The sequence below is a fragment of the Halomonas sp. SIMBA_159 genome (assembly GCF_046536035.1).
Lineage (GTDB): Bacteria > Pseudomonadota > Gammaproteobacteria > Pseudomonadales > Halomonadaceae > Vreelandella > Vreelandella venusta_A.
The window spans coordinates 96646-122581 of record NZ_JAWJBT010000004.1; the positions used below are offsets into that span (position 1 = coordinate 96646).

26 protein-coding genes are annotated in these 25936 nt (G+C 57.1%); 7 read left to right on the plus strand and 19 right to left on the minus strand.

Translation table 11 applies throughout. From position 1 onward, the window contains the following. Window positions 1–3 precede the first annotated feature (3 nt). The 7 genes from R0J87_RS03770 to R0J87_RS03800 all read right to left on the minus strand — a co-directional run bounded on the left by R0J87_RS03770 (window position 4) and on the right by R0J87_RS03800 (window position 6074). Window positions 4–525 (minus strand): DUF192 domain-containing protein, encoded by a 522-nt coding sequence (locus R0J87_RS03770; RefSeq protein ID WP_404463851.1) that lies wholly within the window; start codon window positions 523–525, stop codon window positions 4–6. Continuing rightward, window positions 522–1655, minus strand: coding sequence for an ABC transporter ATP-binding protein (locus tag R0J87_RS03775; protein WP_498884463.1), 1134 nt, complete (start codon window positions 1653–1655; stop codon window positions 522–524). Before R0J87_RS03775 ends, R0J87_RS03770 begins: the two co-directional genes overlap by 4 nt. Beyond that, the gene (gene modB / locus R0J87_RS03780; RefSeq protein ID WP_498884465.1) at window positions 1648–2316 is read right to left on the minus strand and encodes a molybdate ABC transporter permease subunit; all 669 of its coding nucleotides are present in this window, start codon (window positions 2314–2316) and stop codon (window positions 1648–1650) included. The genes R0J87_RS03775 and modB overlap by 8 nt, the downstream gene beginning before the upstream one ends. Then, on the minus strand, window positions 2316–3083 hold the full coding sequence (gene modA, locus R0J87_RS03785) for a molybdate ABC transporter substrate-binding protein (protein ID WP_498884466.1): 768 nt from the start codon (window positions 3081–3083) through the stop codon (window positions 2316–2318). The genes modB and modA overlap by 1 nt, the downstream gene beginning before the upstream one ends. A 4-nt stretch (window positions 3084–3087) precedes the next feature. Further along, complete coding sequence (pyk, locus tag R0J87_RS03790; RefSeq protein ID WP_404343297.1) at window positions 3088–4572, minus strand: pyruvate kinase; 1485 nt, start codon at window positions 4570–4572, stop codon at window positions 3088–3090. Between the two features lie 84 nt (window positions 4573–4656). Beyond that, window positions 4657–5148, minus strand: coding sequence for an ureidoglycolate lyase (locus tag R0J87_RS03795; protein WP_498884468.1), 492 nt, complete (start codon window positions 5146–5148; stop codon window positions 4657–4659). A 95-nt stretch (window positions 5149–5243) separates the two neighbouring features. After that, entirely contained in the window at window positions 5244–6074 is an 831-nt protein-coding gene (locus R0J87_RS03800) for a bifunctional allantoicase/(S)-ureidoglycine aminohydrolase (RefSeq protein ID WP_498884469.1), read from the minus strand. Window positions 6075–6322: 248 nt separating this feature from the next. Between R0J87_RS03800 and R0J87_RS03805 the strand changes: the two genes are divergently transcribed. Continuing rightward, on the plus strand, window positions 6323–7765 hold the full coding sequence (locus tag R0J87_RS03805; RefSeq protein WP_498884470.1) for a YfcC family protein: 1443 nt from the start codon (window positions 6323–6325) through the stop codon (window positions 7763–7765). Between the two features lie 62 nt (window positions 7766–7827). Here the strand turns inward: R0J87_RS03805 and R0J87_RS03810 are convergent, their stop codons facing one another. The 6 genes from R0J87_RS03810 to puuE all read right to left on the minus strand — a co-directional run bounded on the left by R0J87_RS03810 (window position 7828) and on the right by puuE (window position 12819). Continuing rightward, on the minus strand, window positions 7828–8556 hold the full coding sequence (locus R0J87_RS03810; RefSeq protein WP_498884471.1) for an amino acid ABC transporter ATP-binding protein: 729 nt from the start codon (window positions 8554–8556) through the stop codon (window positions 7828–7830). Beyond that, window positions 8537–9193 carry an amino acid ABC transporter permease gene (locus tag R0J87_RS03815; protein ID WP_159343093.1) on the minus strand — a complete coding sequence of 219 codons (657 nt, stop codon included), beginning with the start codon at window positions 9191–9193 and terminating at the stop codon, window positions 8537–8539. Before R0J87_RS03815 ends, R0J87_RS03810 begins: the two co-directional genes overlap by 20 nt. Next, window positions 9190–9867, minus strand: a complete 678-nt coding sequence (locus tag R0J87_RS03820; protein ID WP_498884473.1) for an amino acid ABC transporter permease — start codon at window positions 9865–9867, stop codon at window positions 9190–9192. Before R0J87_RS03820 ends, R0J87_RS03815 begins: the two co-directional genes overlap by 4 nt. Before the next feature lie 8 nt (window positions 9868–9875). Further along, window positions 9876–10730, minus strand: a complete 855-nt coding sequence (locus R0J87_RS03825; RefSeq protein WP_498884475.1) for a transporter substrate-binding domain-containing protein — start codon at window positions 10728–10730, stop codon at window positions 9876–9878. Between the two features lie 266 nt (window positions 10731–10996). Then, a complete protein-coding gene (locus tag R0J87_RS03830) occupies window positions 10997–11881 on the minus strand; it encodes a MurR/RpiR family transcriptional regulator (protein ID WP_498884476.1) in 885 nt (294 codons plus the stop codon). 14 nt (window positions 11882–11895) lie between these two features. Continuing rightward, window positions 11896–12819: an allantoinase PuuE gene (gene puuE / locus R0J87_RS03835; protein WP_498884477.1), complete on the minus strand. Its 924-nt coding sequence runs from the start codon at window positions 12817–12819 to the stop codon at window positions 11896–11898. Between the two features lie 263 nt (window positions 12820–13082). On the opposite strand from puuE, the gene R0J87_RS03840 reads away from it, so the two are divergent. The 3 genes from R0J87_RS03840 (at window position 13083) to R0J87_RS03850 (ending at window position 16878) form a co-directional block, all read left to right on the plus strand. Beyond that, on the plus strand, window positions 13083–13841 hold the full coding sequence (locus tag R0J87_RS03840; protein ID WP_498884479.1) for an aspartate/glutamate racemase family protein: 759 nt from the start codon (window positions 13083–13085) through the stop codon (window positions 13839–13841). Between the two features lie 128 nt (window positions 13842–13969). Beyond that, window positions 13970–15340: an NCS1 family transporter gene (locus R0J87_RS03845; protein ID WP_498884481.1), complete on the plus strand. Its 1371-nt coding sequence runs from the start codon at window positions 13970–13972 to the stop codon at window positions 15338–15340. A gap of 65 nt (window positions 15341–15405) precedes the next feature. Further along, window positions 15406–16878, plus strand: coding sequence for an NCS1 family nucleobase:cation symporter-1 (locus R0J87_RS03850; protein ID WP_498884483.1), 1473 nt, complete (start codon window positions 15406–15408; stop codon window positions 16876–16878). Window positions 16879–17016: 138 nt separating this feature from the next. Here R0J87_RS03850 and R0J87_RS03855 read toward each other — a convergent pair whose 3' ends face one another. From R0J87_RS03855 to uraH, 3 genes are read right to left on the minus strand one after another with little or no spacing between them, the layout of a single operon-like run. Beyond that, window positions 17017–17733, minus strand: a complete 717-nt coding sequence (locus tag R0J87_RS03855) for a GntR family transcriptional regulator (protein WP_498884484.1) — start codon at window positions 17731–17733, stop codon at window positions 17017–17019. Between the two features lie 24 nt (window positions 17734–17757). After that, the gene (locus R0J87_RS03860; RefSeq protein WP_498884486.1) at window positions 17758–18957 is read right to left on the minus strand and encodes a urate hydroxylase PuuD; all 1200 of its coding nucleotides are present in this window, start codon (window positions 18955–18957) and stop codon (window positions 17758–17760) included. An 11-nt stretch (window positions 18958–18968) separates the two neighbouring features. Continuing rightward, window positions 18969–19322, minus strand: a complete 354-nt coding sequence (uraH, locus tag R0J87_RS03865) for a hydroxyisourate hydrolase (RefSeq protein WP_498884488.1) — start codon at window positions 19320–19322, stop codon at window positions 18969–18971. A gap of 138 nt (window positions 19323–19460) precedes the next feature. On the opposite strand from uraH, the gene uraD reads away from it, so the two are divergent. Beyond that, window positions 19461–20006 carry a 2-oxo-4-hydroxy-4-carboxy-5-ureidoimidazoline decarboxylase gene (gene uraD / locus R0J87_RS03870; RefSeq protein ID WP_498884489.1) on the plus strand — a complete coding sequence of 182 codons (546 nt, stop codon included), beginning with the start codon at window positions 19461–19463 and terminating at the stop codon, window positions 20004–20006. Window positions 20007–20115: 109 nt separating this feature from the next. On the opposite strand, the gene R0J87_RS03875 is transcribed toward uraD, so the two are convergent. The 3 genes from R0J87_RS03875 to R0J87_RS03885 all read right to left on the minus strand — a co-directional run bounded on the left by R0J87_RS03875 (window position 20116) and on the right by R0J87_RS03885 (window position 22111). Continuing rightward, window positions 20116–20472: a phasin family protein gene (locus R0J87_RS03875; protein WP_311065272.1), complete on the minus strand. Its 357-nt coding sequence runs from the start codon at window positions 20470–20472 to the stop codon at window positions 20116–20118. A gap of 177 nt (window positions 20473–20649) precedes the next feature. After that, window positions 20650–21339 carry a glutathione binding-like protein gene (locus R0J87_RS03880; RefSeq protein WP_404463879.1) on the minus strand — a complete coding sequence of 230 codons (690 nt, stop codon included), beginning with the start codon at window positions 21337–21339 and terminating at the stop codon, window positions 20650–20652. Between the two features lie 79 nt (window positions 21340–21418). Next, the gene (locus tag R0J87_RS03885) at window positions 21419–22111 is read right to left on the minus strand and encodes a glutathione S-transferase N-terminal domain-containing protein (protein WP_498884492.1); all 693 of its coding nucleotides are present in this window, start codon (window positions 22109–22111) and stop codon (window positions 21419–21421) included. 408 nt (window positions 22112–22519) lie between these two features. On the opposite strand from R0J87_RS03885, the gene R0J87_RS03890 reads away from it, so the two are divergent. Both R0J87_RS03890 and glcD read left to right on the plus strand, forming a co-directional pair. Beyond that, the gene (locus R0J87_RS03890; RefSeq protein ID WP_498884493.1) at window positions 22520–24211 is read left to right on the plus strand and encodes an L-lactate permease; all 1692 of its coding nucleotides are present in this window, start codon (window positions 22520–22522) and stop codon (window positions 24209–24211) included. Between the two features lie 214 nt (window positions 24212–24425). Next, window positions 24426–25925 (plus strand): glycolate oxidase subunit GlcD, encoded by a 1500-nt coding sequence (gene glcD / locus R0J87_RS03895; RefSeq protein WP_404343325.1) that lies wholly within the window; start codon window positions 24426–24428, stop codon window positions 25923–25925. Window positions 25926–25936 lie beyond the last annotated feature (11 nt).

Below are 25936 nucleotides of genomic sequence, written 5' to 3' on the forward strand. Positions count from 1 at the left end.
ACGTTATTCGGGGCGGCAGAACCCGGCCAGTGCAGGTACCGAGACACAGTCACCTACCTGGATACCACGCTCAGCGAAGTAGCCGGCATTCACTTCTAAGGCGGCGTGATAGGCAGCGCCCGCAGGGTACGACGGGCACTCGCGCGGCGTATCCGACTCGCACGGCGGCATGGTGTTAATCGCCACAATGCGCCCTTCGCCATCGATATACGCGATATCCAGCGGAATTAGCGTCCGGTACATCCAAAAGGCGTTACCGGCGGGCTGCTCGCTCTCAAACCGGAACAGCATGCCGCGCGCTTCTGGAAGCTCCTCGCGGCCCATTAAGCCACGTTGGCGCTGTGAGGCTGTTTCTGCCACTTCCACATCCAGGCGATGCGGGCCACCTTCACTGTGGATCGCCAGTTGCAGCGTGTTAGCTGGCGCGGGTTCAGACGCCCAAGCCGCTAACAGCGGCAGGGGTAAACAGGCGGCGAGCGAAACACCGACAGCGGTTTTCAGCAGTTGGCGGCGTGTCAGGGTCATAACAGGTTCCTTTTGTTGTGTGATGCCGTGTGGGTACGCTGCGCGGGCATAAGATGAATGCCCTCAGCCAGCAGCGAGACGTGTACCCTTTCCCCCAAGCTAAGCTGATTACGTTTAGCCGCGTGGGTGGCGATGTCGAAACGTAGCATATCTCCGTGGGAAACACGCAGCGAGATTGATGTTATGCCGCCCAAAACCACCATTTCGCTGACCGTCGCCGCCACCGGGTTTTCGCGTTCGCCTTGGGAAGGCCGCCCCCGACGATGCAGCACGATATCCGACGGCGGCAGGTACCATGCCAGTGGCTGGCCGAGTTCAACACGGTCTAGCCCTTCTGCCACCTCCAGCCGCCACTCGCCCCACTGTAAGCGTCGCCCAGCGTCCGTCTCGGCCACTTCCCCGCTAAAGACGTTGTGGCGATCCAGCAGCCTAGCGACAAGCGGCGAAGCGGGCTGTCGAAACAGCGCTTCAGGCGTGCCCTGCTGCAAGCTGACGCCGTTATGCAGCACGCAGATTTGATCGGCGAGCGCGGTGGCTTCTTCCAAGTCGTGGGTGACGAGAATGATGGGGATAGAAATTTGCTGGCGCAGTAGCGCCAGCTCGCGCTGCAAGCGGCGGCGAGTCACCTGATCCACCGCAGAGAACGGCTCATCCAGCAGCAGTGCCTGCGGCTCTCTGGCCAACGCACGCGCTAGCGCCACTCGCTGGCGCTGGCCGCCGGAAAGCTCGCTGGGGTAGCGCGCCTCCAGCCCCTGCAAACGCACTTTGCTCAACCACTGGGTGGCCTGCTCAAACCGTTGAGCGCGAGGCAGGTGCCCCATGGCAAGCTGAACGTTCTGCAGCGCCGTTAGATGAGGGAACAGCGCATAGTCCTGAAACACCATACCAATCTGGCGCGCTTGCGGCGGCAGTGAGTGGCGCTGGCCGCTTTGGGCCAGAAACCACTCCCTGCCCGCACAGCTCACTCTGCCCTGCTGAGGCTGGTAAAGCCCGGCAATGGTGCGCAGCAAGGTGGTTTTACCACTTCCCGACGGCCCGACCAGCGCCAGCAGCTCCCCAGGGGCGCATCGAAACGAGGCATTAAGTGGAATCGGGCCAGACTGTTGGGCAGTCACTATCAGATCATCCACGTGACCACCTGCGCTTGCCAGCGAGCCCATAGACAAGGCCTAAGGTTGCCAGAGAAATGACCAGCAAGAGGGCAGACATGCTCGCCGCGCCCTGCTCGTCAAAGGCCTGTACGCGGTCATAAATGGCAATAGAGAGCGTGCGGGTCTCGCCATCAATCGCACCGCCTACCAGCAAAATCACGCCAAACTCGCCCAGTGTGTGTGCAAAGGTTAGCGCTGCCGCCGATAGGATGCCCGGCCACACCAGCGGCAATTCAATACGCCACAGGGTTTGCCATGGGCTTAGCCCACTGCACCACGCAGCCTCACGCAGGTTCGCTGGCACATGCTCAAAGGCACGCTGAATCGGCTGAATAGCAAAGGGAAGATTGGCAATCAGAGAAGCCAATAAAATACCGCTAAAAGTAAAGTTGAGGCCGCCCCCTGTCAGTGCGGCCCAGGCACCGCCTAACGGCGCATCACGGCCAAACTGCTGAAGCAGATAAAACCCCAGCACCGTGGGCGGCAGCACCAGCGGCAGCGCAATCAGCGCCTCACACAGCCCCTTGCCACGGAACTGTGCGGTCGCCAGCACGCGCCCCCACCAAATGCCTAGAGGTAATAGTAAGAGACAGGTAAACGCCGCGAGCCGCAGCGAGACAGATAACGCCGACCAGTCCATTAATCGGTACTAAATCCGTAGGTTTCAAAAATTGCTTTCGCATCCGCCTGCTGCAGCCACTCGTAAAACGCGTGAGCCACTTCTCTGGCCTGCGGCGTTAACACCATGCGCTGGCGCAGCGGCGTATGCCACGTTTCAGGCATCAACACCGCCTCGCTGCGCTCCGCTAGTGCGGGCGCAACTGCTAGCGAGTAAGCCACCAAACCACCTCGCGCCTCGTCGGAAAGGGCAAACTGCATCGCCTGGGAGACGTTCTCCCCCTGCACCCGCAGCGGTTCGCTGGCTTCCCACAGGCCCGCCTTTTGCAACACGTCTTGGGCGGCCATGCCGTAAGGGGCGTGTTCTGGGCTGGCAATAGCAACACGCAGCCGCTGCCCCTCTTCCCAGGCGGTAATGGCCTCCTGCACGCCGGCAAGCGGCGCTTGCTCACTGGGTAAGGAGTAACGGCCAGCCGACTGTACCCAGGCTAGCCGTCCTCGGGCGTAAATCACGCCCGCGTTATCCACGGACCCTTCGTCGTACAGCGCCTGAACGAACCCTTCATCTGCTGACAAAAACAGCTCGAAGGGCGCGCCCTGGGCGATTTGACGACGAAAGTTGCCGGAGGAGCCGAAGTTAAGCCGCAGCGCGTGCCCGGTCTGCTGGGTAAACTGGGCGGCGGCTTCCTCCAGGGCGAACTGCAGACTAGAAGCGGCCGCCACAATGGGCGCGCCCGCCATCACAGGCGCGCTTAGCAGCCAACCGCACAGGAGCAGCAGTGCGCGCATCCGTTTACGCCTTCGCGTTTTCGGCGTGCTGCTCGGTAATGGCCATCACTTTCATGGTGTTGGTACCGCCGTGGGCGTTCATGTGGTCCCCACGGGTCAGGATGACGTGATCACCCGGCTTGGCGACGCCCTGCTTCACCAACAGCGTAAGGGCTTGGTCGTTAAGCTCGGTGGCGGTCATTTCCGAGGTATCGAAGGGAAGCGAGACTACGCCGCGGTACATGGCCATACGGCGCTGGGCAATCGGGTTGTGAGCCAAGCCAACGATGGGCAAGCCCGAGCGAATGCGCGAGGCAATCAGCGGCGTGTAACCAGAGGCGGTCATGCAGGCAATCGCGACCACGCCTTTCATGTGGTTAGCGGCATACATGGCCGAAAGGGCAATGGTTTCATCCGGGCGGGTAAAGCCTTCGTGGATACGGTGCCCCGACTCTTGGGCAACCCGCTCACGTTCGGCACCCAGGCACACACGCGCCATCGCTTCTACGGTTTCCAGCGGGTAGTCACCTGCGGCGGTCTCCGCCGAGAGCATGACCGCATCGCTGCCATCCAGCACCGCGTTAGCCACGTCGAAGACTTCGGCACGGGTGGGCAGCGGCGCGGAGATCATGCTCTCCATCATTTGGGTAGCGGTAATCACCGCGCGGTTAAGCGAACGGGCGCGTTTGATCATGCGCTTTTGCACGCCTACCAGTTGGGCATCGCCAATCTCAACGCCAAGATCACCACGGGCAACCATCACCGCTTCAGAGGCTTCGATAATGCCATCCAGCGTGGCTTCGTCGGCCACCGCTTCAGCACGCTCCACCTTGGCGACGAGGCCAATTTCCTTGCCCTCTTCGCCCAACAGGCGGCGGGCTTCCAGCATATCTTCCGCAGTACGAGGGAAGGAGATCGCCAAGTAATCGACACCAATCTCAACGGCGGTTTTCAGGTCGGTTTTATCTTTTTCCGTCAGCGCGGGAGCAGATAGCCCGCCGCCCTGCTTGTTAATGCCTTTATGATTAGATAGCTTGCCGCCCACCACCACCTCGGTGTGTACCTGCTTGCCCTCTACGCGGGTAACGTCCAGCACCACGCGGCCATCATCCAGCAGCAGGCGGTCGCCCGCGGTTACGTCATCCGCCAGGGTTTTGTAATCGCAGCCGACGCCGTGGATATCACCGGCATCACTGTCCATGGCCATATCCAGTACAAACGGCTGGCCCTCTTCTAAATAAACCGCCCCCTCTTTAAAGCGGGCAACGCGAATTTTGGGGCCTTGCAAATCACCTAACGCGGCCACGCTGCGGCCTAGCTGAGCGGCGATTTCACGCACACGGGCAAGGCGGCGACGATGGTCATCCGCCGTGCCGTGGGAAAAATTCAAGCGGACCACATCCACCCCCGCCTTCAACATGGCTTCCAGCACGCCTTCACGGTCGCTGGCGGGGCCGAGGGTCGCGACAATTTTGGTACGACGAAGGGGGATATGGGTGTTTGCGCTCATAAATGTCCTAACCGTTCATAGAGTGGAGTGTCAGCTTATCAGGATAACCCAACCAAGATGACACTCGCATGCACTTGCGGTGGGCTACTGCGCTAAAGTGACGGTAACATCCAGGGGATATTCGTCACAGTTATTGCCATCCCCACCGCGGTCCACCACCAGGAATTCCCCTTCGCGCTCCAACACCGACTGAATCGCGTGCCAAGTACCGGCGCGGTAGTTCACCCCTTGGCGGCCGTCGGTCACAAACGCCTGCACCTCGTTTGGCGCAATGGTGTCGCCAGGCGGGGCGACCACAATAATAAAGCGCTCCTGGTGCAGCGGCATAAACGCTTGGCTGCCCTGAGGGTGGCGCTCCAAAAACGTGAGGGATAGCGGCAGTGACACCGGCTGGCTGACGAAAATATTGATCAGCGTATGGGCGTTGTCGCCTAAGGTTTCTACCTTGGCGAGATCATGGTGGCGCTGGGTGCGCCCGGCGTTAATTGGATACGACGCGGACGTGCGGGCATCCAGCACATCCCCAAACGGTGCAAAGGCGTCTGCCGTGAGCGGCTTGGCTTCAAGCGTTAACATAACGGTATCCCTGTAAACTATGTGATGCTCCCGATACGGTAGAAGGCCGCTAACCTGCGAGCATCTACCGTGGGAGGCAGCTTAGCTCGCGCCTATCAGCGGGCACCCAGACGTAGCGCCGCATGGCGGTTAACGTCTTTGTACAGTAGGTAGCGGAACGGGCCAGGGCCGCCGGCGTAGCACGCCTGAGGGCAGAAGGCGCGTAGCCACATAAAGTCGCCGGCTTCTACTTCGACCCACTGCTGGTTCAGGTGATACACCGCCTTGCCTTCCAGAACGTAAAGGCCATGCTCCATCACATGGGTTTCATCAAACGGGATCACGCCGCCGGGCTGAAAGGTGACGATATTGACGTGCATATCGTGGCGAACGTCGCTTGGATCTACAAACCGCGTAGTGGCCCAGCGCCCTTCGGTGCCCGGCATCTCAATCGGCGCAATGTATTGCTCATTAGTCACGAAGGCTTTCGGGACCTCCAGACCTTCCACATACTCGTAAGCTTTGCGTACCCAGTGGAAGCGCACCGGCTCGCGGGTCTCGTTGCGCACCTGCCAGTGGCTGCCAGGTGGAATAAACGCGTAGCCACCTGGGCCCATGGTGTGGCGCTCACCTGCCAGAGTAAGCGTTAACTCACCCTCCACAATAAACAGCACGCCTTCCGCTTGGGGGTCCAGTTCAGGCTTATCGCTACCGCCTTCGGGCTGCACTTCCATAATGTACTGGGAGAAGGTTTCCGCAAATCCCGACAGCGGCCGCGCCAGCACCCATAACCGAGTGCCCTCCCAAAACGGCAGGTTGCTGGTCACGATATCGCGCATCACGCCTTTGGGAATCAGTGCATAGGCTTCGGTAAAGACCGCACGGTCAGCGGTAAGTTGAGTTTGCGGCGGGTGCCCGCCCGCTGGGGCGTAATAATTGGCTGGCATGGTATTTCCTGTCGTATCGTCAACGTTGATGTTCTTGTATACAAAATCTGCAGTGCTTTTTAAAGCTTAAATCGACAACCTTGTGAAACATACCTCCCAGTAGTAATGTTTTTAGAAACTTTCGTTTCATAACTCTAAAACATACGAACCAAGCCCTGCCGTCATCGTCTGTTGATCGCGGCATCCCCGGCCCAATGCAATACATAACAAGAGCTGTCCACGGACGGCCCAATAATGTGAGGCTCTGCATGTCACAACAACGTCCCTCTCCCGCCAATAGCCCTGCTACCAAAAAGAGCTGGTGCCGCATCCCAGACATTTACGTGGTGCTGTTTGTCTTTATCGCCTTGGCCGCCATCGCCACACACTTTGTACCTGCTGGGGAGTTTGAGCGTGTTCCAGGGCCGAATGGCCGCATTACTATCGACCCCGATTCCTATACGTCTATTGCCTCCAGCCCCGTCGGTCTAACCGATTTTATGCTCGCGATCCCCAATGGGCTGATGAGCGCAGGAGAAGTGGTGTTTTTCACCTTTATGATTGGCGGAATGTTCATGGTGCTTAGACGTACCGGCATTATTGAAATTGGCGTCGACAAACTGACCCGACGCTTCGCTGGCCGGGGTCTGCTCACTCTTCCTGTACTGATGACCGTGTTTGCCTTGATCGCCACCGTGATAGGTACGCAGGAACTGGCGCTGGTGTATGTACCGGTCATTCTGCCGCTAATGATTGCATTACGCTTTGACTCGATCACGGCAGCAGCCGTGGCACTTTGCGCCACCACCGTGGGTTTTACCACGGGCGTGCTTAACCCGATCAACACCGGTTTGGGTCAACAACTGTCAGCGCTGCCGCTCTATTCCGGCTATGGCTTACGTATCCTGGCGTTCATTGTGATGCTGGCCGCGGCTATTTTCTTCGTGATGCGTTATGCACGCCAAGTCAGTCGCTCGCCCGAACTCAGTCTGCTGAACAGTGATCCTGGAGAAGCCGAAAAACGTGCTCTTTACCAACATGCCGAGAACAGCGGTGCCTTGATAGCCTCCACTCGCCAAAAGCTGGCCGCCCTGACCACCTTCGCCTTTTTTGCCCTGCTGGTTTACGGGGTACTGCAACAGGGATGGTTCATGATGGAGATGGCTGGCCTATTTATCATCATGGGCGTGGTCGTCGGGCTCGTCGCAGGCCTGAGCACCGATGACATCTGCGGTGGTTTCAACCAAGGTTTTCGCGACGTACTGGTCGGAGCCATGATTGCAGGGGTTGCCCGTGGGGTCGCCGTCATGCTCGAAGATGGCCAAATCATGGATACCCTGGTGTATGGCCTGGGCAATCTGGTCGGGGGGCTACCCACTCTGCTTTCCGCTATCGGCATGTTTTTCGCGCAGCTTGGCTTCAACTTCATCATTCCATCCGGCAGCGGCCAAGCACTCGTCACCATGCCCTTGATGGCACCGCTATCAGACATGATCGGCGTGACCCGGCAAACTGCGGTACTGGCTTTCCAGCTGGGCGATGGCATCGGCAATATTCTTTACCCCACGTCCGGCTACTTCATGGCGACCTTAGCACTGGCCGGTGTTTCCTGGCAGAAGTGGGTCAAGTTCTTCTTCCCCCTCTTCTGTATATGGGTACTGATTGCACTGGGCTTTTTAATCTTTGCCCAAGCCACTCAGTGGGTCGGTTAAAGCATTCTCGGCCGCACTTAAAGCTGCCTCTGAGCCGGTCGGGCTCAGAGGCTTCGGCTCATTTAAAGCACAGCAGAGATAAACTGCTTAAGCTCTGGGGTTTTAGGGTTACTGAACAGCTCGGTAGGTACTCCCTCTTCGTGAATGCGCCCCTGGTGCATAAACACCACGCGGTCGGCCACGTCCCGAGCAAAGCCCATTTCGTGGGTGACCAAAATCAGCGTCATGCCTTCTGCCGCCAACGCTTCCAGCACGCGCAATACCTCGCCGACTAACTCAGGGTCTAATGCCGAGGTCACTTCATCACACAACAGCACCTTCGGGCGCATGGCCAGCGCCCGGGCAATCGCCACCCGCTGCTGCTGGCCGCCGGAAAGCTGGGCGGGGTAGGCATCGTACTTATCTGCCAAACCCACTTTATCCAGCACCTCGCGGGCGACTTTCTCGACATCGGCGCGGGCTTCGCCACGCACCACCACGGGAGCCAGGCACACGTTATCGCCCACGGTTTTATGGGGAAACAGGTTAAAGCTCTGAAACACCATCCCGACGTTTTCACTAAGCTCTTTGGGCGACATGGAACCGGCATCGAGCTGCTGTTCGGCAATGGTAATCTCGCCGCTATCGTGCTGTTCGAGCTGGTTCAAGCAGCGCAGCAGCGTGCTTTTGCCTGAACCGCTGCGGCCGATAATGGCGACCACTTCCCCCTGGGCAACGTTGAGGTCGATCCCTTTGAGCACCTGCAGGTCGCCAAAGGCTTTATGAACGTTATTAACGCAGACCAGCGTCATAGAGCTTTTTCTCCAAATGGCGCGCGTAGCAGGAGAGCGGGTAGCACAGCGCGAAGTAAAAAAGGGCCACAAGAGTGAAAATAGTGAACGGCTCGAAGGTGGCGTTATTCAACATCGTGCCCGCTTTAGTGAGTTCCACGAAGCCAATGATGGACGCCAGCGCGGTGCCTTTAATCACCTGAACCGAAAACCCCACTGTGGGCGGAATCGAGAGCCGAAGCGCCTGAGGAAGGATCACGTGGCGCATGGTTTGGAAGTAGTTCATACCCAGCACGCGGGCACCGTGCCACTGCCCTTTGGCCACGGCTTCCAAGCAGCCCCGCCAGATATCGCAGAGAAATGCGCTGGTAAACAGCGTGAGGGCAATCGAAGCCGCCCACCAGGCAGAGATGGGATGTCCCATGGCCGCCGCGCCGAAAAAGATCAAAAACAGCTGCATCAATAGCGGGGTGCCTTGAAACAGATCCACATACAGTGCGGTCAAGCGCTGCAACCAGCGGCGGCTAGAAAGGCGCATAAAGGTGAGCGCCAGCCCTACCGTGGCGCCGCCGACAAAGGCAATCAGTGACAGTACGACGGTCCAGCGGGCGGCGAGCAACAGGTTGCGTACGATATCCCACAGAGTGAACTCAATCATCGTTGCTCTCCTTGCTGATATGCGAACACACGCTTACCCACCAGCATAAAGGCGCGGCGCATACCGAACGCCAACAGCAGGTACACCAAGGTAATCAGCAGGTAGACTTCAAAGCTTCTAAAGTTGCGGGACTGGATGAAGTTAGCGGCGTAGGTCAGATCGAAGACGGAAATTTGCGACACCACCGCCGAGCCCAACATGACGATGATTGACTGGCTAATCAGCGAGGGATAGACCCTGGCAAAAGCAGGCACCAGCACCACATGGCGGTAACTTTGCAGGGTGCTCATGCCCAGCGCTCTGGCGGCTTCTAGCTGCCCTTTCGCCGTGGCGCTGATGCCCGCACGTAAAATCTCGGCGCTGTAAGCAGCCAAGTTCAACGTCATAGCAATAAAGGCAGCCGTAATGGCGTCAATTTTGATACCGAGTCCCGGCAAACCAAAAAAGATAAAAAATAGCTGCACAATAAAAGGCGTGTTACGGGTGACTTCGACATAGCCGCCTAGCCCCCAGCGCATCCAAGGCTGCCCGTTCACACGTAAATACGCCACCGCTACTGCCAGCCCAAGCCCGGTTAAGGTGGTCACCACGGTCAGCACGACCGTGGTGGTTAAGCCTTTGACCAGCTCACTGACGTAGGGCAACAGGGTGAGAAAATCGAGTGTTGGCCCCATACCGCCTCTCAGCTACCGAAGTTGTCAGGAAGGTCTGCGCTGAACCAGCGCTGAGAAAGCTCGTTAAGCGTGCCATCTTCCAGCGCCTGGGCAATTAAGCGGTTTACTTCGGCCTGCAGCGCCGCTTCGTTTTTATTCAAGCCAATGTAGCAAGGGGAATCTTTCAGCTGATACATCAGCGAAGGCGCACGATTGCTGTTGCGCTCGGCAATTTCGGCGGCAACCACGTTACCGGTGGCGACATAATCCACTTGGCCAGAAAGGAACGCCGAGATGGTGGTGGCATTATCTTCAAAGCGCTGAATAGTGGTGGAGTCGGGAGCGACATTAGAAAGCTCCATATCCTCAACGGCACCGCGGGTAACGCCAATGGTTTTATCGGCGAAGCCTTCGGGGCCATCTACACTCTCGTCTGCATCCGCACTAAACACGCCCAGGAAGAAAGGCGCGTAGGCATCAGAAAAATCAATCGCCGCTTCACGCTCCGGGTTTTTACCCAGGCTTGAAATCACCAGATCCGCCTGCCCTGTTTGTAGGTAAGGGATGCGGTTAGCGCTGGTCACGGTAATCAGTTCCAGAGTGACGCCCATCTCGTCGGCAATGTAGTTGGCCATATCGATGTCGTAACCGCGCGGCTGTAGATCAGTGCCTACCGAGCCAAACGGGGGGAAATCCTGCGGCACCGCGATACGAATCGTGCCGCGAGACTCAATAGTTTCCAGCGCATCGGCATGGGCCGCCGTGCTAGCGCTCAGCCCACCTACAGCCAGGGTGGCCGCCATACCGGAAGCCACTACGCCGGTTTGAAGACGTTTCAAGTAGTGCTGAACCGAATCTTTAAAGCCCTGAGGGGTAGTTCCCATGACGCTCTCCTGAAAGTGAGTCGCAAGCCAATGCCGAGAAGCAATATGTGTGTGTCGCGTGATGAAAGCTTTGTTGCACAAGGCAAAACAAAGAAACTTTCGTTTCACACCACAACCCGCATTTGCAATAACGAGACCAGCTAAAAGGAAAGCAGCTTAAGAACAGCGTGTTAGGTAACTATCAGGCAGGAAAATGCACCCAGCAGGCCGGGTGCACAGAGAATACGGCGGTTATCTTTGGTGCAGAGAGCAGGCAGGCCGCACCATTATTGATGGGCATCCCAATCGACGCTCATGATGGGCGATGCCAGCTCGTTTAACTCAGCGTACTGGTCACCAATTGCGCTGATCCGTTCGCGACCATCCGCCAAGCGTTGGTGCAAAACGGCATTCGCCAACAGGCAAATCACGCTATTGGCGGTGGCGTAGCTATCAAACGCTGAAAGGCTCTCTAACGGTACTTCTAACCACCATGTGACTTGCGAAGCAAACGGCGAGGCGGTGGGGTCAGCAATCAAGAGTACGTTCGCGGGTGAACGCTCCAGTGCAGCGACTAAAGCTGCAAATGCCGACGGACGGCGGCGAAAACCAAACAGTACCACGGTATCGTGTTCGGTTAAGTCCACCAGCTCTTCGGCCAACGACTGGTTAGGCTGCGGAGCCAAACGCACTTGGCCGCGGGCCTGAACGAGCTGCTGACGTAGGTGCAGTGCCAACGGGTAGCTGTTACGAAACCCCACCACAAGCACCTGCTGCGCCCCTGCTAACGCATCCACCATGGCAGCAAAGTCGTGGTGGTCAAGATTGCCCAGGCAACGCTGCAGATTTTCCTGCTCCCGCTGAAGGTGGCGCTGGAACGGTGCTCCACTCTCGCTCTCCTCCTCCATGGCATGGGCATCAATCACCAATGGCACACCCAAATTACGCAGCTGCCGGGCGTGGGTTTTTACCGTGCGGTAGCTTTCAAAGCCTAGGCGCTTGAACAAGCGGCTCACGGTGGATTTTGACACCCCGGTCAAACGCGCTAGATCGGCGGCACTGTACACCGCTAAATCATCAAAGTGATCGAGGATAAAACTCGCCACCCGCTGCTCTTGGGCGCTAAGTGCATCAAACTGGGCGGCAATCCGTTGTCCGATATGGGGTGTCATGGTGTCCTGTTTCGTTATTTGGGTGCGGGGTGATGCTCCGCCCAGTGGCGAGCGATATCGACCCGGCGAGCCACCCACACTCGGTCGTGGGCTTCAATATGGTCTAAGAAGCGCTGCAGCGCGCGGAAGCGCCCGGGGCGGCCCAGCAAACGGCAGTGGATACCAATCGAGAGCATCTTCGGCGCTTCTTCCCCTTCGGCATACAGTACATCAAAGGCGTCGCGCAGGTAGGTAAAGAAGTGGTCCGCCGTATTGAAACCTTGCGGGGCAGCAAAGCGCATGTCGTTGGTATCTAAGGTGTAAGGCACGATCAGGTGGTTATGCTCAGCCCCCTGACTATCGCTCACCTTGGTCCAGAACGGTAGGTCGTCGCCATAGTAGTCGCTGTCGTAAAGAAAACCACCTTCGTCCAAAATTAAACGGCGCGTATTGGGGCTATCGCGCCCGGTGTACCAGCCTTCAGGCTTTTCACCATACAAACGCTGGAAGATCTCCATGGCTTTTTGCAGATGTTCGCGCTCGACATGCTCAGGAGTTTCTTGGTAGTGAATCCAACGGTAGCCGTGGCACGCCACTTCATGGCCAAGCTCTTTAAACGCCTGGGCCACGTCCGGGTGGCGCTCTAGCGCCATCGCCACCCCAAATACGGTCAGTGGCAACCCACGGCGCTCGAACTCGCGCAGAATACGCCACACGCCAGCGCGGGAGCCATATTCGTAGATGGACTCCATGCTTAGGTGGCGGTCTGGGTAGCTGGCCGCACCGATAATCTCGGACAAAAACTGCTCCGAGCCTGAATCCCCATGCAGCACGCAGTTCTCGCCGCCCTCCTCATAATTAAGCACAAATTGAACGGCGATCTTGGCCTTGCCTGGCCAGTTAGCGTGGGGCGGCGTGCGGCCATAGCCGATTAAATCGCGAGGGTAATGAGAGGTCATGGACAGGCTCCTTAACAAAGGCAGAGCGTTTTAGTTTGTATACAAAATAGCCATTTTGAACGGCCATCGCAATTCAACGCAGGGCTAATTAATTGAGATGACGACGCTTTTCGGCTCAATAGCACGCTAACCCTTTGAAACCTGAACACTTGGTCAACTCTACGAGCGCTAAACCGTTGCATGAAAGGGCTTGCGCATCGCAGAAAAGCGCCCTATTTTCGTATACAAGATAGAAAATATTGTTCACATGCGAGTATCACCCCGTGCATATACGCTTGATTAACCCCAATACCACGGCTGCCATGACGGCGACAATTCGACAAGCAGCCGAACAGTTAGCGGCCCCATCGACCACGGTGAGCGCCACTCAACCCGACGCTGGCCCTGTCTCTATCGAAAGCCACTTCGATGAAGCAGTGAGCGCAGTGGGCGTGGCCGAAGAAGTGCTGAAAGGCGAGCGCGAGGGCAATATTGATGCCTACGTAGTGGCCTGCTTTGGTGACCCAGGCTTGCTGGCTGCACGCGAGTTGACCCGCGCCCCAGTGATTGGCATTGCCGAAGCCGCTTTTCACATGGCCACCTTGATTAGCACGCGCTTCTCGATTGTGACCACCCTAGGCCGTACCGGCATTATTGCCGAGCACCTGCTTGAGCAGTACGGCTTTAGCCACCACTACTGCCGCCGCATTCGCGCCGCTGAAATTCCGGTGCTGGATTTGGAAGACCACCCTGACGCTGCCTTTAGCCGCATTGTGCAAGAGTGCTGCCGTGCCCGCGATGAGGATGGCATCGGCGCGATTGTGCTGGGCTGTGGCGGGATGGCGAACCTCACCCACGCCATTAGCCGCGAAGTTGGCCTGCCCGTGGTGGAAGGGGTAAGCGCGGCGCTGAAGCTTGCCGAATCGCTGGTGGGGCTGGGCTTACATACCAGCAAATACGGCGATTTAGACTACCCTCGCCCGAAACCCTTTACCGGCAAGTTCGCGGATTTTTCCAACCTAACCCTGCCACCCACACGCTAAAAAATCACGCATCATAAAACTATAACAACCGTACGAATACCGCCATTAGCACGCCACGCCGCAAGCGTCTCTTGGGCAGAGTCTGCCCAGGTTACCAATAACATCGATAATCTTGCGAGGACGGTAACATGAGCACTTCAACCTCTGCTCTTACCTCAGATGAACTACCGGGAGCGGCTAGCCCCGCCACCGCCAAAGCCGTTGGGGCGGAAAGCTTAGCTCCGCAAAGCACCCGCATTATGGGGCGCACCTCCTACTTTTTAGCCTGGTTTGGGGGGTGTGTCTCTATTGGCACCTTCGCCATGGGTTCGAGCGTAGTGGGCACGCTCAACCTGCTGCAAGCCACCCTGGCCATCGCCATTGGCTGCTTTGTGATTGGCGTGGCGCTCGCCATTAACGGGGCTGCCGGTTACAAATACGGCATTCCGTTTATGGTGCAGGCACGCAGCGCGTTCGGTTTTACCGGCACGCGTATTCCAGGCCTTGTGCGCGCCGTGCCTGCCATCGTCTGGTACGGTTTTCAAAGCTGGATTGGCGCAGGTGCCCTTAACATGGTGTCGGCGACGCTGTTCGGCTTCGATAACCTGATCTTCTACTTTATTACCTTCCAGTTTTTGCAGATTGGCCTTTCGGTACTCGGCTTTCAGGGCATTAAGTGGCTGGAAAATATCGGCAGCGCCTTTATTCTCTGCTCGCTGATGTACATGTTCTACGCCACGGTGCAGCGCTACGGCGATGAGCTTTCCACCAGCCTGCTGACCATGGAAGGCTCTTGGGGGATGCCTTTCTGGAGCGCCACCATGCTGTTTTTGGGTATCTACAGCACCATGATGCTGAATGTGAGCGACTACTCCCGCGAGCACAAAAAAGGCACGGCCCAAAGCCTGCTCACTACCATTTACGCGATGTCGATTCTGCCCTGCACGCTGTTTATGGGCCTGATTGGCTATATGGTGTCGCAAGCCACCGGCACCGCAGACCCCATCCAGGTGTTCGCCAACGCGGTGGATAACACGCCGCTACTGATGATCACACTGCTGTTTATCGCCTTCGCCCAGGTGACCACCAACGTGCTGAACAACGTGGTGCCGCCCACCTACGTGCTGATGGACGTGTTCAAGCTCAAGTTCCCCGTCGCAACGGTGATTGTGGGCCTGCTGGCCTTCGCTACCTTCCCCTGGAAGCTGGTGCAGCCTGAATCGGCCGCAGGGTTGCAGCTCTTTGTACAAACTTACTCCGCGTTCCTTGGCCCCATCTTCGCCATTCTGGTGGTGGACTACTACGTGATTCGCCGCCGCACGCTGGATATCGGCAAGCTCTACGACGAAAACGGCCCGTACCAAGGCATTAACCAAGCGGCGCTGATAGCGACAGCGGTGGGGATTATCGCAGCGCTCTCGTTCTCGGCGGTCTCTTGGTACGCCAGCCTCATTCCTGCCGGGCTGACCTACTACCTGCTGATGAAACACTGGCCCGCCTGCCAGCGCTTCACTCAGTAACTCGCCTTGCCAACGCCTGCCACCACCGTGTGGCAGGCGACCATTTCCGGATAACGAGCCTTGCAATGAATGAACAACCCAGCCAAAGCGACCTAAATATTCAGCAGATTGATCCAACGCTCTATAACGAAGACCTCGCCCCGCTAAAGCCAGAGCACCGCACTTGGGGCGCTTTTGAGATTTTTAACGTTTGGTCTAACGATATTCAAAGCCTGTTTGGCTACACCCTGGCAGCGTCGCTGTTTCTCTCTTATGGCCTTAACGGCTGGGCCGTGATGGCCGCGATTATTCTAGCCGGGATTATCGTCATGTTTCTGGTCAACCTGACCGGCAAACCCAGCGTGAAATACGGCATTCCCTTCCCGGTCATGGTACGCGCCAGCATGGGCGTACGTGGGGCCAACCTGCCCGCCATGCTGCGTGCCATCGTGGGTATTTTCTGGTACGGCGTGCAGACCTACTTCGCCTCTACCGCCGTGGCGCTGCTGATTACCGCGCTGTTTGGCGTGGGCAACGGCGGTACCTTTCTTGGCCTTTCCGGGGTGGCGTGGCTCTCGTTCGTGATTGTGTGGCTGTTTCAGATCGCGATTTTTTGGCAGGGCATCGAGCGCATTAAACACTTCCTGAACTGGGCAGGTCCGCTGGTCTACGTGGTGATGGTAGTGTTGATGATTGTGGTATGGGTACAAGCCGGTAGCGAGCTACTGCCCGCCATTGGCACCATCTTCAGCGGCAGCGGTGAGCAGGGCGGCCTGGGTGCGTTTCTCGCCATTGTGGGTACGATGGTGGCCTACTTCGCCGCAGTGGTGATCAACTTCGGCGACTTTACCCGGTTTGTGAAAACCGAGCGCCAGATGAAGCTGGGCAACCTGCTGGGCCTGCCCTTGAACGTGGCGTTCTTCTCGTTTATTGCGCTGATTATTACCGCAGGCACGCTGGTACTGTTTGGCGAAGCGCTCACCAACCCGGCGGATATTGTGGAACGCGTCGATTCGCTGCCGCTGACCATCGTGGCCGCCCTCACCTTTTTTGCCGCTACGGTGGGTATCAACCTCGTTGCTAACTTCATTCCCCCCGCCTACGACTTAGCCAACCTGTTCCCCAGCAAAATCAGCTTCAAAATGGGCGGCTTGATTACCGCCGTCATTGCCTTTTTCGTGGGTGCGCTGTGGATCTCGGTGATCAGCCAAATTGGCGTGCCGGGCTTTGTGAATGCGCTGGGCGCTATCGTCGCGCCGTTCTACGGCATCATCGTGGTGGACTACTACCTGATCAAACGCCAACACCTCAATATGCAGGAGCTATTCTCCTCAGCACCCGGCAGCGCTTACTACTACGTCAACGGCTGGAACACCCGCGCTCTTATCGCTTTTGGCGTGGCGGCGATGTTCTCGCTCTCTACCGTACTAGTACCGGCCTTAGCCAGCTTAGGCGGCTACGGCTGGCTGATCGGCGCAGGTTTGGGTGGGGTGTTCTACTATGGGCTGATGAAGCGGTTTAAGGCAGCGCCTGTGATGGTTGAGCAGAAAGCGCACTAAGCCATGTAGTGATGAAGTACCACACACGTTAGATAGCCACTAAAAACGCCACCGGATAAGCTCCGGTGGCGTTTTTATGTTAGTGGGGAGTCTCGAGAAGCGGCTTAGCCGTCATTAAAGCTGAGCAGAGCTGAGTCGCTACGCGCCAAAAATCTGCTGCAGATCCGGAACGTTCTCTTCCTCTTCAACCATTGAGAGCGAGGCTTCGATGGCTTTGAGGTGGCGGCTCATAAAGGCTTTGGCGCGTTCGCCGTTGCCAGTTTCCAGGTAGCCAATCAGGTCGTCGTGGTCGTGGGATTCGCAGCCTAAGTGGCCGCGATGGCCGTAGACGGCGAGGATCAGCGAAGAGCGGGAGCAGAGGCGTTCAACAAATTCTGCCAGGGTGGCGTTGCCGGAGAGCTGCGCGAGACGCACGTGAAAATCCGCCGAGAGACGAATCGCCACGCTCTGCTGACCGCTGCGCAGGGCTTGGCGCTCTTGGCGGGCCATCTCGCGAAGCTCCGCCGCCGCCGCGGCGTTCATTCGCCTGGCCACATCGGGCATGAGGCCACACTCGATCAACTGGCGGGCATCGAACACGTCTTTCGCTTCCTCGGCGGTGGGGCGCGTCACGCTAGCCCCACGACGAGGGGTCAAAGTAACGAGCTGCTCCAGCGCCAGCCGCTGGAGGATTTTACGAATCCCCGTGCGGCTAATACCGAATACTTCCGCTAGCGCATCTTCACGCAGCCGAGCGCCGGGCTTAAGGCGCTGCTCCACAATGGCATCGCTTACTGCCCGGTAAATCGCTTCGTGGCGCTCATCGCCCTCTTTGTCAGAAGGCCTCCGCTTTAACGCCGCCTGCGCATCACTCATAGTGTCTCCTGTCTGCGACTCTGATTACTCCTCCCAGGCCGCAATGATATCGCGCTCTTCGTCACTCATGTTGGTGATATTACCAAGCGGCATGTAGCGACTGCCAACGACCTGTTGGATTTGCGCTTTGTGACCAAGAATATCGTCCCAGCTATCAAAGGCATAGCCTGCAGGCGGCGCGGAGAAACCGGCATGTTCAGGGTTGCGGGCATGGCACTGGGTACAGTGTTGCTCGATGAGTCCAGATATTTGCGCTTGCGTGGGCGCACCGCCAGCGCCTTCCACGGCAGCACGTGGGCTGGGCGCTGCCACCCAGAACGCGAGCAAAATCAGCCCAACGCCTACCGCCGGGTAGGCAGGCTGGATTTTACCGGCATGCATCAGCACAAAGAACTGACGAATCAGCGCTCCGGCAAAAATAAACAGCACCATCACCACCCAGGAGAGTTCATGGGCGTAGATAAAGGAGTAGTGATTACTCACCATCAGCAACACCACGGGCAGCGTGAAGTAGGTGTTGTGCACCGAACGCTGCTTGCCGCGCTTGCCGTCTAGCGGGTTAGGGGCGTCGCCTGCCTTCATAGCCCTCACCATGCGGCGCTGGCCAGGAATGATCCAGAAGAAGACGTTGGCCGACATGGCCGTGGCCATCACCGCGCCGGTGAGCAAAAACGCCGCCCGCCCGGTAAACATCTGGGTGCTTAAGTAGGCCACCACCACCATCATCACCGCCACGGCAATACTCAGCAGGCCATCGCGCTCCATGTTGGGGCTGATGCGCTTACATAGCTCGTTGTAAACCACCCAGCCGCCTAGCAGGAACCCAAGCGCTAGCAGGTTGGCCTGCCAACCGGTCAGGTTAGCCGCCCAGGCCCAGTTGCTGTCCGGGTTCACCAAGTAGAAACCGGGATTCACCATGTAAAGAATGACGAACAGCGCGAAACCCGATAGCCACGTGGTATAGGCTTTCCAGAACGACCAGTGCAGGTCGTTGGGCAGCTTGGCCGGGGCCGTGGCGTATTTCTGGTTATGATAGAAACCGCCACCATGCACAGCCCACATCTCGCCAAAGATACCCTTCTCACGATCTTCAGCGGCTTTGGGAGCGCGCAGGCCGTTATCCAGCATCACGAAGTAGATCGATTCGCCGATCCAGGCAATGGCGGCAATGACGTGCAGCCAGCGCAGCAGCAGGTTTACGAATTCAATGATGTACGCTTGCATGATCCGCCCTCTTAGCTACCGCGATAGGTCGAGTAGCCATACGGCGAGAGCAGCAGCGGCACGTGATAGTGCTGGCTTGCATCGGCTACGCCAAAGCGCAGCGGAATCACGTCTAAAAAGCGCGGTTCGACGGCTTCAACACCCTGACGACGTAGATAATCCCCCGCGTGGAACACTAACTCATACTCACCGGGCGTGAGCGCCTCGCCTTCTAACAGAGGCGCATCACAACGGCCATCGCTGTTGGTGACGGTGGAGCCTAAGTGCTCGCGGCTGCCGACCGCTAGCCGAAAGACTTCAATGGTAATGCCTTGGCCGGGCTGCCCTTTGGCGGTATCCAGCACGTGGGTAGTTAAGCGTCCCATCGTCACTCCTTACATTGGCGGGGTTATTGGTGTTATGGATAGAGGTGATGCGTAGAGTTTGACCTATTGGTCAAAGAGTACCGTTGATGCTATTTATTGTATACAGCATTTCCTTTTTCGCACGCCTGGAGAGTTTTTGTGTCGACCGCTACCCCACTCACGTTATCCCCTGCCCCCAGCCAGTGCAGCCTGGAAGCCTTCGTTGCCCACTATGGCGATGTGTATGAACACTCCCCCTGGGTAGCTGAAGCCGCCTGGCAGCATGGATTGAGCCAAACGCATGATGCACCTGATGCCCTAGCTGAACTGATGGGCCTGATGCTACAACAAGCCACCCCTGAGCAGCAGATTGCCGTTATTCAGGCCCACCCCGATTTAGCAGGCAAGGCAGCGCTGGCGGGAGAGTTGACCCACGACTCCACCAGCGAGCAGGCTGGCGCAGGGCTCGACCAGTGCTCACCCGAGGAATTTGCCCGCTTTGAACAGCTCAATGAGGCTTATAAAGAGAAATTCGGCTTCCCGTTTGTGATTGCGGTGAAAGGGCTGGACCGCTACGACATCCTTTCAGCGTTCGATGAGCGCCTGAAAAACGGCTTGGCCCAGGAGCGTGAAACCGCGATTCAGCAAATTATTCGCATAGCGCGCTTTCGGCTCCGAGCACGCGCTGGCGATGCATCGCTATAATCGCCACACCCCCTACCTAGTCAAAAAACACTAGTCAAACAGCACGCAAAAAAATGCCGCACCCTGGAATAAACTCCGGGCGCGGCATCATTTCAATTAAGCGGGGTGATTACTGCTTGGCAGTCTCGACCGCTTTCTTGGTAGTTTCTTCGGCCATTTTCTGGCTGTCTTGCATAAAGCCTTGGCTGATGGAGGTGACTTTTTCAGAGTCGCCTTTCATGCGCTCCATCAGGTCAGTGGCAGTTTTTTGCTGGCTTTCCATCGCTTTTTTGAAGCTGTCTGCGTCTTTCACGTCTAACCATGTGCGCGCTTGGGCAATGGTCATATCCGAGTAAGCGCGTGCAGCATCCATCTGCGCGCCAACCAGCTGCTCGTAGTAGTTGAGCGCCGCCAGCGTATAAGAACGCATGGGGGACACGAACACTGACTCAAACTGCTGGCTGGTTTTCTCTGCGGCCTTGTTCATCACGTAATCTCCTTGAGTGAGCTAGCGATTCAGCCTGCGTTGAGGCAGGCCGATAGTGGGCGTTTGCCGTTGCTACCCACAAAGCTAGCAGTGCTTTTTGTGCAGCGCAACATGAATTTTAAGCATGCTGCGCTTGCCAAGCGTTCGCTCACTCAGAAGCCTGAAAAGGGCGTTTGATTAACGGTTGCCAAACAGATGCTTACGCGCCTCAGCATCCATCGTGACACCTGCCTGCGGATTAATGTCTTCCACTATTGCGTAGGCTTTACGCACCGCCGGACGTTGCGATACCTCTTCAAACCAGCGCTCAAGGTCGGGAAACTCTTCCAGAGTTTGGCGCTGTTTCTCCCACGGCACGATCCAAGGGTAAATCGCCATATCGGCAATCGAGTAGCGGTCACCGCCCACGTAATGCTGCTGGGAGAGCCGCTGATCTAATACGCTGTACAGTCGGTTGGTCTCGCGCACGTAGCGCTCAATGGCGTACTCAATTTTTTGCGGAGCATAGTGGCAAAAGTGGTGGTTCTGCCCCGCCATCGGGCCAAGACCGCCCATTTGCCAGTGGAGCCACTGCAATACCACGTAGCGCTCGCGCCCTTCTGTTGGCAGAAACTGGCCGGTTTTATCGGCGAGATATTCCAAAATAGCGCCTGACTCAAACAGCGACATTGGTTGGCCGCCATCTTTAGGGGCGTGGTCCACAATGGCGGGAATGCGGTTATTGGGCGCAATCGTCAGAAACTCAGGGTCAAACTGCTCACCCCGGCCAATATTGATGGGCTTAATACGGTAAGCCAGCTTTGCTTCTTCAAGCATGATGGAGATTTTGTGGCCGTTCGGGGTTGTCCAGTAATACAGGTCAATCATCGCCATCTCCTTTCACACAAACGGCCTAGGCCGTTTGTGTTGCCTGTGGGTAGTCGGCGGCTTGTGGCCGCCTTAACTATTATAGATCACGAACAGTGATGGCTTTGCCTGCCACTGAATCGTGCACTGCTAGCATACGCTTAAACCACGCAGCGACGGGGTCCTTTTCCTCCACCAGTGTCTCGGTCGAAACGGTGTAGGCCCACATCATGCTGCCAAACAGTAGGTAATCGGCACCGCCTGGGGCATTCCCATCTAAAAACGGGCTCTCTTTCAATTGAGCGCTCACCGGCACCAGCGCCTGCTTCAACAGTTGCCGCCCCTGTTCAGGATTGTTGACGGCCTCCATGGTCGCACCAAAGCGCGCCTCGCGGGTTTTGCGGAAGTAGTCACGATCATCTGGATGAATCGCGGCTAACAGATCTAACGCGACGATCTTAAACAGCGCGGGCGTAATGCTGCGCTCTACTAACTGCTTAAACAGCATTAAGCGCTGAAGGCTCACCCCTTCACCCACCACCGGTGCGTCCGGATAAGCGCGGTCTAGGTAGCACATGATATCGAAGCTATCGGTTACTACCGTGTCGCCATCGGTGAGCACAGGCACTTTGTCGTAGTCGGCAAATGCGAGCACGTCTTTTTCCTGGAAGCGCCACGCAACAGTGGTGTGCTCCAGCCCTTTGTGGGCCAGCGCCATACGCACGCGCCAACAGTAAGGTGAAAAACGTAGGCGCTCATCGCGGCCACACAGGTCATAAAGTGTTATTGCCATCGGATCGTACTCCTTTGATCGAGTTGAATTCGCTATTACATTGAGTCGAAGTAGTCAGTGACGCAAGTACCGAATCCCGCCTATGCCATTAAGCCATGCAAAGAGGACATGGGACATTTAGATCTGCACCGCTCTTTCTAAGGCCAACTGCACTGTCTATTAGTCTAATGGGCGTTGTGAAGCGAGCATACTCACGAAAAGGTTAAAGCCTCTAAAAAACAAAGCGTTAAATTAAAACGACCGCTTAGTTTACAGACTAATTTACCCTACATAACTGGTAAGACCAATTTTCCAATGTAGTCATCCAGCCCGCCTAACCGTATCTTTCACGCTGACCCAACTATCATTGAAATGACAAGTTGGCTACTGCGGAGCACACCAAATCAATAACAAGGGGCCGTTCCTCCCATGAATGAAACTATACTCGCTCTTCTGGCATTTCTGCCGCTGTTGCTCGCCGGGATTTTGCTCATAGGCTTTAAAATTCCGGCCAAAATAGCGATGCCGATTGTCTTCCTCACGGCGGCCATTATTGGCCTGACCGCCTGGGATATGTCGTTTAGCCGCGTGGCGGCATCCACCGTGCAGGGGCTTATCCAGACCGCTGGCCTGCTGTGGATTATCTTCGGCGCAATCTTACTGCTCAACACGCTTAAACACTCAGGCGGCATTACCGCGATTCGTAACGGCTTTTCGGGCATCAGTCCTGACCGCCGTGTACAGGCGCTGATTGTGGCGTGGCTGTTTGGCTGCTTCATTGAAGGCGCGTCCGGTTTCGGCACGCCGGCTGCCGTGGCGGCACCGCTGATGGTGGCGTTAGGCTTCCCAGCCCTTGCCGCCGTGGTCGTGGGTATGATGATTCAATCAACGCCGGTATCGTTTGGCGCAGTGGGCACACCGATTGTGGTGGGTGTGGGCAGCGGCTTAAACCGTGCTGACATTACCGCTCAGCTAGAAGCGAACGGCTCTACCTGGGATGTATTTTTCCAGCAGGTGACCAGCTCGGTGGCCATCACTCACGGTATCGTGGGTATTTTGATGCCGCTGATTCTGGTGCTGGTGATGGTGCGCTTCTTCGGTGCCAACCGCTCTTGGAAAGAAGGGCTATCCATTGCTCCCTTTGCGATCTTCACCGGCATTTCCTTCGTAGTGCCTTACATGCTGGTGGGCGTGCTGCTTGGGCCGGAATTCCCCTCAATGATTGGCGCGATGGTGGGCTTAGCGATTGTGGTGCCTGCTGCACGCAAAGGCTTCCTGTTGCCCAAAGATACTTGGGACTTCCCAGAATCGACCTCTTGGCCGGACGAGTGGATCGGCAACCTGCAAATCAAGCTTGACGATGTGGCCGGTAAAGCACCGATGTCCACCTTTAAAGGCTGGGTACCTTACGTACTGCTGGCGCTGTTCCTGGTAGCATCACGCACCATTGAGCCTCTTAAAGCCGCATTGACATCAATTAACCTGAGCTGGGCCAACATTTTCGGTGAAGCTGGTGTAAGCGGCGGCGTTCAACCGCTTTACCTGCCGGGCGGTATCATCCTGGCCGTGGTGCTCATCACTTACTTCCTGCATAAGATGAACCCGCGCCAGATGAGTGCGGCGGTATCAGAGTCCACCAAAACCATTTTTGGCGCTGGCTTTGTACTGATCTTTACCGTGCCGATGGTACGCATCCTGATTAACTCTGGCGTTAACGGTGCCGATTTAGTCTCGATGCCCGTCATGATGGCGCAAGCAGTCGCTAACGGTGTGGGTGGTATCTACCCGTTCTTTGCGCCTGCCGTCGGAGCGATGGGTGCCTTTATTGCGGGCTCCAACACGGTGTCTAACCTTATGTTGGCGGAGTTCCAGTTCAGTATTGCTGAAACTCTGGGGCTATCAACGGCCATGATGATCGCACTGCAAGCAGTAGGTGCCGCAGCCGGTAATATGATCGCGATTCACAACGTTGTGGCGGCGTCCGCGACCGTCGGCCTGCTCGGCCGTGAGGGCACCACCATTCGTAAAACGATTCTCCCGACGATCTACTACCTGGTGTTCACCGGCATTATCGCGATGATCGCATTTTATGTTTTAGGTGTGACTGACCCGTTGATGTAAACGCGTTGTAATACTCCTCGAAAGGAACGGCTGGGTAGCCTTAGGGCTACCCAGTACTATATTAAAAAGCACTGTATAGAAGAAAAAACTTCCCTCTATCCACCACTCTCCAACGCTTTATGAAAAATACTTCCAAAAGCTCCTCTATATTATGGAAATATTTTCCATCAAGTGATTAGATGGCTGTCTGTCCTCCTCACCCACAGGAGTTACTATGAATATCCTTTACGACGAGCGCCTTGATGGTGAGCTTGTCCGCCGTGATAAAGCCGAGGTGCTTAGCGACCTGCAAGGCGCCGTGCCCTCATTAACGCTGCTGCATCGGGAAGAAGATTTACGCCCTTTCGAGTGCGATGGCTTAGCCGCTTACCGCGTGCTGCCGATGTTGGTGGCCTTGCCGGAAACGCTGGAACAGGTCGAAGGCCTGTTAAAGCGCTGCCATGCGCTGGGCGTACCAGTGGTGACCCGGGGCGCAGGCACCGGCCTTTCCGGCGGCGCGCTGCCGCTTGAGCAGGGCGTGCTGCTGGTCATGTCGCGGTTCAACCAAATTATTACCGTTGACCCCGACGCGCGCATTGCCCGCGTTCAGCCTGGGGTGCGTAACCTTGCCATTTCCGAGGCGGCCGCCCCTTACGGGCTCTACTACGCCCCGGACCCCTCCTCGCAAATCGCCTGCTCAATTGGCGGCAACGTCGCTGAAAATGCGGGCGGCGTGCACTGCCTGAAGTACGGCCTCACCGTGCATAACGTGATGCGGGTGGATGTGCTGACCATTGAAGGCGAGCACATGACGCTGGGTTCTGAAGCCCTGGATGCGCCCGGCTTTGATCTCTTGGCCCTAATGAACGGTTCCGAAGGCATGCTCGGGGTGGTCACGGAAATCACCGTGAAGCTGCTGCCCAAGCCGGAAACCGCCAAAGTGCTGATGGCCAGCTTCGATGATATCGAAAAAGCAGGCCGCGCGGTGGGCGATATTATTGCCGCAGGCATTATCCCCGGCGGCCTGGAAATGATGGATAAGCTCGCCATCAAAGCCGCCGAAGATTTCATCAAGGCAGGCTACCCCGTGGAAGCCGAAGCCATTCTGCTCTGTGAGCTGGATGGCGTGGAAGCGGACGTGGACGACGACTGCGACACCGTTCGCCGCGTACTGGAAAAGGCCGGAGCCACTAACATTCAACAGGCGCGGGACGAAGCCGAGCGCGCCAAGTTCTGGGCCGGGCGCAAGAATGCCTTCCCTGCCGTAGGCCGCATGTCACCCGACTACTACTGCATGGATGGCACCATTCCCCGCCGCGAGCTGCCGCGAGTGTTGAAAGGCATTGCCGCGCTATCCGAAGAGAGCGGTTTGGCAGTAGCCAACGTGTTTCATGCGGGCGACGGCAATATGCATCCGCTGATCCTGTTCGATGCCAACAAAGAGGGCCAGCTTGCCCTGGCGGAAGACGTAGGCGGCAAGATCCTGGAGCTGTGCGTGGCCGCCGGTGGCTCGATTACCGGCGAGCATGGCGTTGGGCGCGAAAAAATCAATCAGATGTGTAGCCAGTTCCAACCCGATGAGCTGACGGTCTTCCACGCGCTAAAAGCGGCGTTCGACCCCAAACGGCTGCTCAACCCAGGGAAAAACATTCCCACCCTGGCGCGCTGTGCCGAATTTGGCGCGATGCATGTGCATAACAACGAGTTACCGCATCCAGAACTGCCACGCTTCTGATGCTATAAGGA

Coding starts and splice junctions, on each gene's coding strand:
- R0J87_RS03825 (WP_498884475.1), bottom strand. CDS start 10,730: ATGGGAACTACCCCTCAGGGCTTTAAAGATTCGGTTCAGCACTACTTG.
- R0J87_RS03800 (WP_498884469.1), bottom strand. CDS start 6,074: ATGCCAGCCAATTATTACGCCCCAGCGGGCGGGCACCCGCCGCAAACT.
- R0J87_RS03850 (WP_498884483.1), top strand. CDS start 15,406: ATGAATGAACAACCCAGCCAAAGCGACCTAAATATTCAGCAGATTGAT.
- R0J87_RS03860 (WP_498884486.1), bottom strand. CDS start 18,957: ATGCAAGCGTACATCATTGAATTCGTAAACCTGCTGCTGCGCTGGCTG.
- R0J87_RS03855 (WP_498884484.1), bottom strand. CDS start 17,733: ATGAGTGATGCGCAGGCGGCGTTAAAGCGGAGGCCTTCTGACAAAGAG.
- R0J87_RS03770 (WP_404463851.1), bottom strand. CDS start 525: ATGACCCTGACACGCCGCCAACTGCTGAAAACCGCTGTCGGTGTTTCG.
- R0J87_RS03885 (WP_498884492.1), bottom strand. CDS start 22,111: ATGGCAATAACACTTTATGACCTGTGTGGCCGCGATGAGCGCCTACGT.
- pyk (WP_404343297.1), bottom strand. CDS start 4,572: ATGAGCGCAAACACCCATATCCCCCTTCGTCGTACCAAAATTGTCGCG.
- R0J87_RS03820 (WP_498884473.1), bottom strand. CDS start 9,867: ATGGGGCCAACACTCGATTTTCTCACCCTGTTGCCCTACGTCAGTGAG.
- puuE (WP_498884477.1), bottom strand. CDS start 12,819: ATGACCTCTCATTACCCTCGCGATTTAATCGGCTATGGCCGCACGCCG.
- R0J87_RS03810 (WP_498884471.1), bottom strand. CDS start 8,556: ATGACGCTGGTCTGCGTTAATAACGTTCATAAAGCCTTTGGCGACCTG.
- R0J87_RS03890 (WP_498884493.1), top strand. CDS start 22,520: ATGAATGAAACTATACTCGCTCTTCTGGCATTTCTGCCGCTGTTGCTC.
- R0J87_RS03830 (WP_498884476.1), bottom strand. CDS start 11,881: ATGACACCCCATATCGGACAACGGATTGCCGCCCAGTTTGATGCACTT.
- R0J87_RS03795 (WP_498884468.1), bottom strand. CDS start 5,148: ATGTTAACGCTTGAAGCCAAGCCGCTCACGGCAGACGCCTTTGCACCG.
- modB (WP_498884465.1), bottom strand. CDS start 2,316: ATGGACTGGTCGGCGTTATCTGTCTCGCTGCGGCTCGCGGCGTTTACC.
- R0J87_RS03845 (WP_498884481.1), top strand. CDS start 13,970: ATGAGCACTTCAACCTCTGCTCTTACCTCAGATGAACTACCGGGAGCG.
- R0J87_RS03880 (WP_404463879.1), bottom strand. CDS start 21,339: ATGATTGACCTGTATTACTGGACAACCCCGAACGGCCACAAAATCTCC.
- modA (WP_498884466.1), bottom strand. CDS start 3,083: ATGCGCGCACTGCTGCTCCTGTGCGGTTGGCTGCTAAGCGCGCCTGTG.
- glcD (WP_404343325.1), top strand. CDS start 24,426: ATGAATATCCTTTACGACGAGCGCCTTGATGGTGAGCTTGTCCGCCGT.
- R0J87_RS03875 (WP_311065272.1), bottom strand. CDS start 20,472: ATGAACAAGGCCGCAGAGAAAACCAGCCAGCAGTTTGAGTCAGTGTTC.
- uraH (WP_498884488.1), bottom strand. CDS start 19,322: ATGGGACGCTTAACTACCCACGTGCTGGATACCGCCAAAGGGCAGCCC.
- R0J87_RS03805 (WP_498884470.1), top strand. CDS start 6,323: ATGTCACAACAACGTCCCTCTCCCGCCAATAGCCCTGCTACCAAAAAG.
- R0J87_RS03815 (WP_159343093.1), bottom strand. CDS start 9,193: ATGATTGAGTTCACTCTGTGGGATATCGTACGCAACCTGTTGCTCGCC.